Source organism: Pseudomonas sp. NFX183, from assembly GCF_047943075.1.
In the GTDB taxonomy this organism is placed as follows: domain Bacteria; phylum Pseudomonadota; class Gammaproteobacteria; order Pseudomonadales; family Pseudomonadaceae; genus Aquipseudomonas.
Genome location: NZ_CP181333.1, coordinates 6,221,012 through 6,230,322, shown reverse-complemented (window position 1 = coordinate 6,230,322; position 9,311 = coordinate 6,221,012). Strand labels below are relative to the sequence as shown.

10 protein-coding genes and 2 pseudogenes are annotated in these 9,311 nt (G+C 56.1%); 10 read left to right on the top strand and 2 right to left on the bottom strand.

From position 1 onward, the window contains the following. The first annotated feature begins 200 nt into the window (after positions 1–200). The 6 genes and pseudogenes from ACM530_RS29010 to ACM530_RS28985 all read left to right on the top strand — a co-directional run. Entirely contained in the window at positions 201–968 is a 768-nt protein-coding gene (locus tag ACM530_RS29010) for an SDR family oxidoreductase (protein WP_404487665.1), read from the top strand. A 91-nt stretch (positions 969–1,059) separates the two neighbouring features. Continuing rightward, positions 1,060–2,424: an MFS transporter gene (locus ACM530_RS29005; RefSeq protein ID WP_416363842.1), complete on the top strand. Its 1,365-nt coding sequence runs from the start codon at positions 1,060–1,062 to the stop codon at positions 2,422–2,424. Positions 2,425–2,435: 11 nt separating this feature from the next. Beyond that, the gene (idnD, locus tag ACM530_RS29000; protein ID WP_416363841.1) at positions 2,436–3,488 is read left to right on the top strand and encodes an L-idonate 5-dehydrogenase; all 1,053 of its coding nucleotides are present in this window, start codon (positions 2,436–2,438) and stop codon (positions 3,486–3,488) included. Between the two features lie 70 nt (positions 3,489–3,558). Then, entirely contained in the window at positions 3,559–4,512 is a 954-nt protein-coding gene (locus ACM530_RS28995; protein WP_416363840.1) for a sugar kinase, read from the top strand. 129 nt (positions 4,513–4,641) lie between these two features. Next, positions 4,642–4,941: a hypothetical protein gene (locus tag ACM530_RS28990; protein ID WP_416363839.1), complete on the top strand. Its 300-nt coding sequence runs from the start codon at positions 4,642–4,644 to the stop codon at positions 4,939–4,941. A 60-nt stretch (positions 4,942–5,001) separates the two neighbouring features. Then, a pseudogene (locus tag ACM530_RS28985) lies at positions 5,002–5,202 on the top strand (DDE-type integrase/transposase/recombinase); the annotation flags it as partial. 5 nt (positions 5,203–5,207) lie between these two features. Here ACM530_RS28985 and ACM530_RS28980 read toward each other — a convergent pair. Next, complete coding sequence (locus ACM530_RS28980; protein ID WP_416363838.1) at positions 5,208–6,122, bottom strand: LysR family transcriptional regulator; 915 nt, start codon at positions 6,120–6,122, stop codon at positions 5,208–5,210. Positions 6,123–6,525: 403 nt separating this feature from the next. Between ACM530_RS28980 and lysA the strand changes: the two genes are divergently transcribed. The 3 genes and pseudogenes from lysA (at position 6,526) to ACM530_RS28965 (ending at position 8,431) form a co-directional block, all read left to right on the top strand. Continuing rightward, positions 6,526–7,761, top strand: coding sequence for a diaminopimelate decarboxylase (gene lysA / locus ACM530_RS28975; RefSeq protein ID WP_416363837.1), 1,236 nt, complete (start codon positions 6,526–6,528; stop codon positions 7,759–7,761). An 18-nt stretch (positions 7,762–7,779) separates the two neighbouring features. Then, positions 7,780–7,908 (top strand): annotated as a pseudogene (locus tag ACM530_RS28970) (DUF4113 domain-containing protein); the annotation flags it as partial. Between the two features lie 157 nt (positions 7,909–8,065). After that, a complete protein-coding gene (locus tag ACM530_RS28965; RefSeq protein ID WP_416363836.1) occupies positions 8,066–8,431 on the top strand; it encodes a histone-like nucleoid-structuring protein, MvaT/MvaU family in 366 nt (121 codons plus the stop codon). Positions 8,432–8,476: 45 nt separating this feature from the next. Here the strand turns inward: ACM530_RS28965 and ACM530_RS28960 are convergent, their stop codons facing one another. Further along, positions 8,477–8,617 (bottom strand): DUF2256 domain-containing protein, encoded by a 141-nt coding sequence (locus tag ACM530_RS28960; protein WP_242200127.1) that lies wholly within the window; start codon positions 8,615–8,617, stop codon positions 8,477–8,479. 239 nt (positions 8,618–8,856) lie between these two features. Between ACM530_RS28960 and ACM530_RS28955 the strand changes: the two genes are divergently transcribed. After that, positions 8,857–9,267, top strand: a complete 411-nt coding sequence (locus tag ACM530_RS28955; protein WP_124528285.1) for a phosphate-starvation-inducible PsiE family protein — start codon at positions 8,857–8,859, stop codon at positions 9,265–9,267. The last annotated feature ends 44 nt before the right edge of the window (positions 9,268–9,311 follow it).

Below are 9,311 nucleotides of genomic sequence, written 5' to 3'. Positions count from 1 at the left end.
CAATAAATCTAAGAAGTAAATACATTGAAGGGGAGAAAGTGGATTTTTTTCTTGATTATTGCGCCGATTCGAGATCAGGATAGCCTCAGGTTGTCCCATGAGTTCGTATTTTTACGGCCAACTTATTAGTTAAGTTGTGGCGTCGCCAGGCGTATCGGGGCTTTGTTCCAAGAATAAAAACGCTGAACACCGAGGAAATCATGTCATCACTTTTCGATTTGAGCGGACGCACCGCACTGATAACCGGTTCCACTCGCGGCCTGGGTTTCTCCTACGCACTTGGGCTTGCAGAGGCGGGTGCCACGGTGATCCTCAATGGCACCGACGCGGCGCGTCTGGAAGACGCCGTCGGCCAGCTCGCTGCCAAGGGGCATCGCGCCACGGGTCATCTGTTCAATGTCGCGGATGAAGCGGCGGTGGAGGCGATGTTCCGCGAACTCGACAGCCAGGGCGTGCTGGTCGATATCGTGATCAACAACGCAGGTATCCAGCACCGTCAGCCGATGCTCGAGTTGGCGCTGGCCGATTGGCAGCGAGTGCTGGACGTCAACTTGACCAGTGCCTTCATCGTTGGCCGGGCCGTGGCCAAGCGTCTGGTGGCCGCTGGGCGTGGCGGCAAGATCATCAACATCGGCTCCCTGACCAGCGAAGCGGCCCGCGCCACGGTTGCGCCTTATACGGCTGCCAAGGGTGGCATCAAGATGCTGACCAAGGCCATGGCCGCTGAATGGGCGCAGTTCAATATCCAGTGCAACGCCATCGGGCCGGGTTACATCCTGACCGAAATGAACGCGGCCCTGGTGGACAATCCGGACTTCGATCATTGGGTTAAAAGCAGCAACCCGACCCAACGCTGGGGGCGCCCCGATGAGTTGATCGGCACGGCGGTCTACCTCTCATCCCAGGCCTCCAACTATGTGAGCGGCCAAATTATTTATGTCGATGGAGGCTGGCTGGCCACGCTCTGATCGGGTCCGTTCGATAAGGCGGGCATTGCCTGTTCGCCATGCCCGCGGGCGCAAGCACTTACCTGATAAATACAAATAAATAGGTAGAGCGATGAAACCCACACGCGCAAGACTTTCGGTCTTGGCCATGCTGTTTGTGGTCACGGCAATCAACTATATGGACCGCGCCAACCTGTCGGTAGCCGGCTCGGCGATTCAAAGCCAGTTCGCCTTGTCGCCGACCCAGTTTGGCCTGCTGTTTTCGATGTTCACCTGGTTCTACGCCATGAGCCAGGTGCCTGTCGGCTACGTACTCGACCGCGTGGGGCCACGACGCTTGTACGGCAGCGCGATTATCCTGTGGAGTGCGTTCACATTTGTCATGGGCTTCGCTTCCCATCATATGTTCGCCACCGCGTCGGCGTCGTTTGTGATGCTGCTGGTCTGCCGCGCGCTGATCGGCGTCGCTGAAGCCCCATCGTTTCCTTCCAACACCAAGATCATCGCCAACTGGTTCCCCGACCATGAGCGGGCGCGAGCCACTGCGGTCTATTCGAGCGCGCAGTACATTGGCCTGGCGGTGCTGACGCCGGTGCTGTCTTACATCGTCGCCACCTGGGGCTGGGAAGCGTCCTTCTACCTCTCTGGGGCAGTGGGCATCGTCTTCGGCATCTATTGGCTGATCGCCTATCGCGATCCCCAGCACAGCACCAAAGCCAATCAGGCAGAACTGGACATGATCCGCGACGGTGGTGGCTATGGTTCGGCCAACCAGCGAGGCAACAGCACCAGGGTCAACTGGCCGGACGTACGCCACGTGCTGCGTCAGCCGACGGTGTGGGGGTTGTTTATCGCTCAGTTCGCCGCGTCGTCGACCCTGTATTTCTTCCTCACCTGGTTCATCGTTTATCTGGAAAAAGGCCTGGGCCTGTCGATTGCCACCGCCGGGATCGGCGCCATGTTCCCGTATCTGATGGCCATGTGCGGCGTGCTGTGTGGCGGCGTACTCAGCGATATGCTGCTCAAGCGCGGTCATTCGCGCACCAAGGCGCGCAAGATTCCGGTGATGTGCGGGCTGGCGGTAACGACCAGCATTTGCCTGGTGAATTTTTTCGAAGACCAGCCGGTGATTGCCATCGCGATTCTGTCCGTGGCGTTCTTCGCCAATGCCTTCTCCAATCTTGGCTGGGTGGTGTGCAGTGACGTCATTCCACGGCACCTGATCGGCACGCTGGGCGGTTTTTTGAATATCTTCGGCAATTTGTCGGGGATCATCAGCCCGATTGTTATCGGGGTGATTCTGGAACGCACCCACAGCTTTCAGTACGCCATGTTTTACATCGCCGCCGTGGCATTGATGGGGCTGCTCGCTTACACCTTTCTGGTGGGCAAGATCGAAGTCGTCGAGCTGCCAAACAAGCAATCCAAATCCGCACCTGAATCCGACCGCCCGCTGGGCAAACCTTCCCAGGCATGAGGTAAATCGCAATGGCCATTCATACAATCGAAAACCGCGCCTGTGTCGCCTACGGGATCAAGGACGTACGCCATACATCGCTGCCCCTGGCGTACTCCGACGAGGAGCAGGTCCTGGTCAAGGTCAGTCGCGGCGGGATCTGCGGCTCCGATATTCATTATTACCAGCATGCCAAGGCGGGCATGTCGATCCTCAAGAACCCGCTGGTGCTGGGGCACGAGTTCATCGGGGTGATTGCCGCCGTGCCCACGGGCAGCACGCTGAAGGTGGGGCAGCGGATCGCAGTCAACCCGTCGCAGCCGTGCAACCGCTGCGCACTGTGCCTGGAGGGCAAACAGAATGTCTGTCGCAGCATGAAGTTCATGGGCAGCGCGCAATTCAACCCCCATGTGAACGGTGGTTTTTCCGACTACGTCGCCGTGACTGAGCAGCAATGCGTGCCGTACGCCGACAGCTCCAAAGACAGCGTGATGGTGTTCGCCGAGCCGTTGGCTGTCGCCATTCACGCGGTGCATCAGGCCGGTGACCTGGTGGGCAAAAAGGTCCTGGTCACCGGCTCCGGCCCGATCGGGTGCCTGGTGATGGCGGCCGCGCTCAAGGCGGGTGCCGCCGAAGTGGTTGCCACCGACATGAGCGAGCGCTGCCGCGAACTGGCCCTGCAAATGGGCGCGACGCTCGCCGTGGACCCGACCGACACCGCACGCACCGCGTCATGGGCCGAGGAGGGTGGGTACTTCGATGTCTGCTTCGAAGCCTCCGGTTCACCGGCAGCCATCGCCTCCACGGCAGCGTTCACGCGTCCCAAAGGCACGGTGGTGCAAGTGGGCATGGGCCACAACACGGTCGAGATGCCGCTGGGCCTGCTGCTGGTCAAAGAAATCAAATTGGTCGGCTCGTTCCGTTTTATCGACGAATTCACCACATCGGTGCGTTGGCTGGAGAGTGGCCGTATCGATCCGCTGCCGCTGCTGTCCGCTGAGTTCAATCAGCACCAGGTGGTTGAGGCACTGGAGCTGGCCGGCGACAAAAGCAAAGCGGCGAAGGTGCAACTGATCTTCGCTTGAACACCGTTTTATGCCTCGGCCCTTCCCGTGCGAGGGGCTGTTTATGAACCGCATCGGATAATTGAACGTCATGACTTTCATTGCGCCGCCCCAAGCGGCTCTGCGTATTGCCCTGATCGGCGAATGCATGATCGAAGTGCAACAACGCTCTGATGGCCAACTAAACCAGAGCTTTGGCGGCGATACGCTGAACACGGCCGTTTATTTGCGTCGCCTGCTCGCTGCCAAATGGCAGGTGTCTTATGTCACGGCGCTGGGCGATGACAGTTTCAGCGATGCCATGTGTGCCGCCTGGGCCAGTGAGGGGCTGGACCTGTCGCTGGTGCAGCGTCTGCCGGGACGCCTGCCGGGGTTGTATTGCATCCAGACTGACGCCCAGGGCGAAAGGCGTTTTTTGTATTGGCGCAACGAAGCCGCCGTCCGCGAGTGTTTTACCCAGGCTGCGGCTGCGCAGGTATTGACGGCGCTGGACGACTATCGCGTGTTCTATCTGAGCGGCATCACACTGGCCGTGCTCGGTGAGGCGGGACTTGATCGCGTGTTGCCGCGATTGATCGCGGCGCGTGCGCGCGGTGCCAAACTGGTATTCGACAATAACTACCGGCCCCGCCTGTGGCGCGACCGTCAGCAGGCGACAGAGACCTATCAACGCCTGCTGCCTCATCTGGATCTGGCCTTGTTGACCCTTGACGATGAGCAGGCCCTGTTCGAGGAGGCCGACGTCGAGTCGATCTTCAAACGCTACCGGCAAATGGGGGTGAATGAGGTGGTGATCAAGCGCGGTGCGCAGAGCTGTCTGGTTCAGCACCAGGGGGCGTTGCACGAAGTCGCTGCGACCAGGGTTGCCAGGGTGATTGATTCTACCGCCGCCGGTGATGCGTTCAGTGCCGCTTACCTGGCCTGTCGGCTGCAAGGAGGCATACCGCAGCAAGCGGCTGCCGAAGGTCATCGACTGGCCGGGCGAGTCATTCAGTACCCGGGGGCAATAATTGCACGGGAGGCAATGCCTGGATTTACGCAATAGACGCTTCGGCGTGTTTTTTCGTTTGGCGCGTGGTTGGCCACCACTGGTGCGGTTGAACGGCCGACGCCGGGAACGACCCACTACGCCTGCAAGTCTACCTGTATCTACTCATCGGTAAGGTACAGCGCTATGGATAAGACAATCACCGTGGATCAACTGGCGACGGCCGACCTTGGATCAATCAACGAGATATGGCTGGGCGAGACGCATACCCAGCTGTGCCTATGGCGTGGTGAACAAGTCTTCACTCACGAAATGATGAGCGAGGGCACGCACGACCAGAATGTCCAACGCCTGTGCTTGCAGTTGGTCAACCCTGACGATCAGACGGCAGTGGCCAGCGTTGAGTTGATCGTGCGCGAACGGTTGAAAAAGATGGGGAAGGAGGGCGAGTTTTATCCGGCTGAAGAGGCGGACACTCACCAATAGTCATTTCACCCATGAGCAACATGCAGCACTTGTCATCTGGTGGGTGGTGCGGGGTCTGTTTCTCGTCAGGTCGTCGGTTGGTCAATGAAGTCTCAAATGACCAGTGATTTTTGCCATGGTGCGTTATTGATGACGGTGTGGAGGCGAAAACCGAAACAGGAAGTGATGGTTCACTCCGACCAGGGCACCCAAGACAGCAGCTCCGATTGGCGCAGCTTTTTAAAAGCGAACAATTACATGGGGACGACTTGTCATGAACATCATCGCTACCCCAGCAAAGTATGAAGCTGTTGGTGTAATTCACCGGTGCTCAACTTCATCTCATCAATGAAGGACATGGCTACTGACGTCTGTGGCCGATACAACGGTGTGATGAGGTTGACGGAAAATGGTATCGAAATCGAAAACCGCCGCAAGCACACACCCTGACTGGCAAAACTCAAGGCCGTCAATGGATTGATAATGCCGACACCGACGTTGTGCTGAACGAAGAAGCAAACGGCCGCTGCGCTGTGGGTTTCTATGACCGTGCGACATTTGACTTGGGCTTGGGCAAGTATCTTGTCGAGGATGATCCGGTACGGGTCCTGACCCGAAAGGCTGATCATATTGATACCGGCCATATCCAGGGGCGTAATTACCTTTTTGCCGCACAGCGGATGATTGGATGGCAGCACGCACACTTCATCGCCTGTGAAGATGTTTTCACATCGGGTACCTGACGGTGTTTCGCTGTTTTCAGTCAGTCCGAAATCATGCCGTTGGGCCGTCATCCATTCTTCGAGCAGTGGTGACTCCTGCGGGGTGATGTTGATGTTCACTTCCGGAAACGCCTTGATGAACCGACCACACACATAGGGCAACAGGCTCTGCGAAAAGGCAGGCAGGCATGCGATTGTGAGACTGCTCTGGAAATTCTTGATCGATAGCGCCGCATTGTGGATGCGTTCGAGCCCGTAATAGGAGGTTTTCACCTCCTCAAACAAGCTCAGCGCCTGAGTGGTTGGCTGCAAGCGCGCTTGTGTTCGTTCAAACAATTTGAGCCCCAGGACATGCTCGAATCGTGCGATTTCACGGCTGACGGTTGGCTGTGAGGTTTTGAGCAATGCCGCGGCTTTGGTCACGCTGCCGGTGGTCATGATCGCCCAGAATATTTCGACTTGCCTGAAACTGAATTTCACTACGTCCCCCAACACAGATACGGCCTGAATCCATTGAAAAATGCAGGCTCGCATAGCACGCGAGCCCATTTCAGCCTTGTCGAGGGTATATCAGAAATGAAATATACCTAAAAAAAACCGATATTTTGAATGTGCTGGCCATGTATTTACACTGGCCTCGACAAATAAATCTCTACCACTCTGTTCCCCTCAGATGTGCGGTCGTGCGTCTGTTATTCAGCAGCGCCGATACGGGCATCAGGACCCTGCGAGAGCTGCAGGCGGATCAAGTTTACGAATGGATTAGTTGGAATCGACCTATGTGAGTGAGCAACTTATGGACATGCATGATTTGGTCGGCATTCCCGAAAAGCTTACGTCTGGTACGAATTAACGCCCCCGGCTCTTTGAACGAGTGTTTACTGTGAACAACATCAACGATTCGCTGATCAACCAACTGGCCCACGAGTTCGGTACGCCCTTCTGGCTGTATGACGCCGATTCGATTCGTCGTCGGACTGCACAGTTGCATGCATTCGATGTGATTCGCTATGCGCAGAAAGCCAACCCGAACATTCAGATACTCAAATTGATGAAAAGCCTGGGCGCCATGGTCGATGCCGTGTCCCTGGGTGAAATTGAACGAGCCCATAGAGCCGGATTTCGTAACGACGGGGATCATGCCCAAATTGTCTACACCTGTGATGTCCTGGACGAAGCGACGCTGCGGCGGGTCATCGAACTGAACATTCCGGTCAATGCCGGCTCACCGCAAATGCTGGAACAACTGGGCAAGGCGAGTCCCGGGCATAAAGTCTGGTTGCGGATCAATCCGGGATTCGGTCACGGCCATAGCCGAAAAACCAATACCGGCGGCCAAAGCAGTAAGCACGGCAACTGGCATGAAAACCTGGATGTCTGCTATCAACTGATCGAAACCTACGGTCTGGAGTTGGTGGGGTTGCATATGCACATCGGCTCGGGCGTCGATTACGAGCATCTGCAACGTGTGTGCGAAAGCATGGTCGAGCACGTGCTGCGCTGCCCGTTCGATATTTCGGCGATCTCGGCAGGGGGCGGACTGCCGGTCGCCTATCGCGACGATGACCCGCAGATCGACATCGACGCGTATTTCCGCATCTGGGATCTTGCCCGTCGCAAGATTGAAAAACATCTTGGGCACTCAGTGACACTGGAGATCGAGCCGGGGCGCATTCTGGTCGCCGAGTCCGGGTGCCTGGTGGCGCAAGTCAGGGCTAAAAAGGATGTCGGGACGAACCATTTCGTGCTGGTGAACTCAGGCTTCAACGACCTGATACGGCCGGCCATGTATGGCAGTTTTCACCGGATCACCGCGCTTCAGAAAGTCCCTGTGTCTGATCGGGAGTTGTGGCGCAATACCGTGGTGGCCGGTTCGCTGTGCGAGGCTGGTGATGTATTCACTCAGCAGAGCAACGCCGAAATCGATCACCAATTATTGCCGGATCTGCAAATGGATGATTTGTTGGTTTTCCATGACTGCGGCGCCTACGGTGCCAGCATGTCATCCAATTACAACACCCGACCGTTAATCCCGGAGTTAATGTTGGATGGCGGCGTGGTCAAGGTCATTCGTCGTCGCCAGACATTCGACGAGTTGCTTTCGCTGGAAACGATTTAACCTAATAAGAACGGACGCCGGTGGAGCAGGGGGACGATGCGCTTGGCCGGCGTGCCTATCGAACCGGATTGGGGCATGCGAAGAGACATGATGAGCCAACGTTTCACGACCCGTGTCGATCAGCTTTGGACTGTTTACTGCCGGTAGATACGGTCCAGGCACGGGATTTCTATTCTCCCGGTAGCTGAACTTACTCTTTCTATGGGATTCAATTCATGACCCCGGACGCGTGTCGACAGGTTTACCAGTTCATGCACATGTCTTTTTTGGTGTAACGTAACAACACATCTAGAAGAGGTCTCCCATGTCTAAACTCGCAGAATTTCGTCAACTCGAAAAACACCTGGCTGAGCAACTTCAAGCGCTCGAAGCGCTTAAAGGCGACGCCGGTCTAAAGAAAGAAATTGAATTTGAAACCAAGCTTCGCGATTTGCTCGCAAAGTATGGCTATAGCCTCAAAGACGTGATCAACCTGCTCGATCCACAATCCCAGGGCCGCGCTACTGCACCGGCGCCAAAAGCGGGCACCCGCAAAGCTCGTCAGGTGAAGGTTTATAAAAACCCGCACACTGGAGAAACCATTGAAACCAAAGGTGGTAATCACAAAGGCTTGAAAGAGTGGAAAAGCAAGCACGGCGCTGACACGGTTGAGTCCTGGCTGACCAAGTAAACTCCGCTTGAACACAAAAAGGGCTTAAAGAGCCCTTTTTTTTATTCAGGATTTGAGTGATTTGCCGCGTCTGCAACGCTCCGAGCAATAGCGTACTTCGTCCCAGCAACGGGCCCATTTCTTTCGCCATGTGAACGGAAGCCCACAGGTAGCACAGGTTTTGACTGGAAGCTCTGACTTTTTCAATAGGCGTCCTTGATATTAAATTCGTATGCCCCTACCTGATCAACCCGTGAAACGGTGCGCATCTCAAGCGCAGATCAGCAGTCCTGAAACTCAAGGCAATAGCTATCTTTTCATGAACTTACTTCGAGCGTCTTACATAAGTCCTCCAAGACAAGAGGAGAGAGGTCGTGTCTAAGCTTCATCCAGAAAATCGTGAGAATAACTCGACATTCAAAAACTTTAAAATCCAGTGGGCGTTGATGAGCGCCTATGAACGCTTCGAGCAACTGGTGGTGCTGACGCTGAGCCTGATCATAGCGCTGGTGATCGTTATCGCCGTGTTGCAACTCTGCAGGAATGTAGTGCCCCTTCTGATAGGGGGAGCCATTGATCCGCTGGATCACAACGCATTCCAAGCGTTATTCGGCTCCATTTTCACGGTATTGATTGCCTTGGAATTCAAGCATTCGATAGTGCGACCCGCCCTCAGGCGAAACAGCGTCGTGCAGGTCAGAACGGTACTGATGATTGCGTTGCTGGCCCTGAGCCGAAAATTTGTCATCCTCGATTCGGCCGTCACTCCGGCTTCGACCATCGCGGCGCTAGGTTTCGCGACACTGGTACTGGGCCTGCTTTGCTGGCTTTTGCGGCACCGCGACCTGTCTGAGTAGTAAGCGCTGCCCTCAAGCAGCTGACGCATTCACTCGCTGCAGGC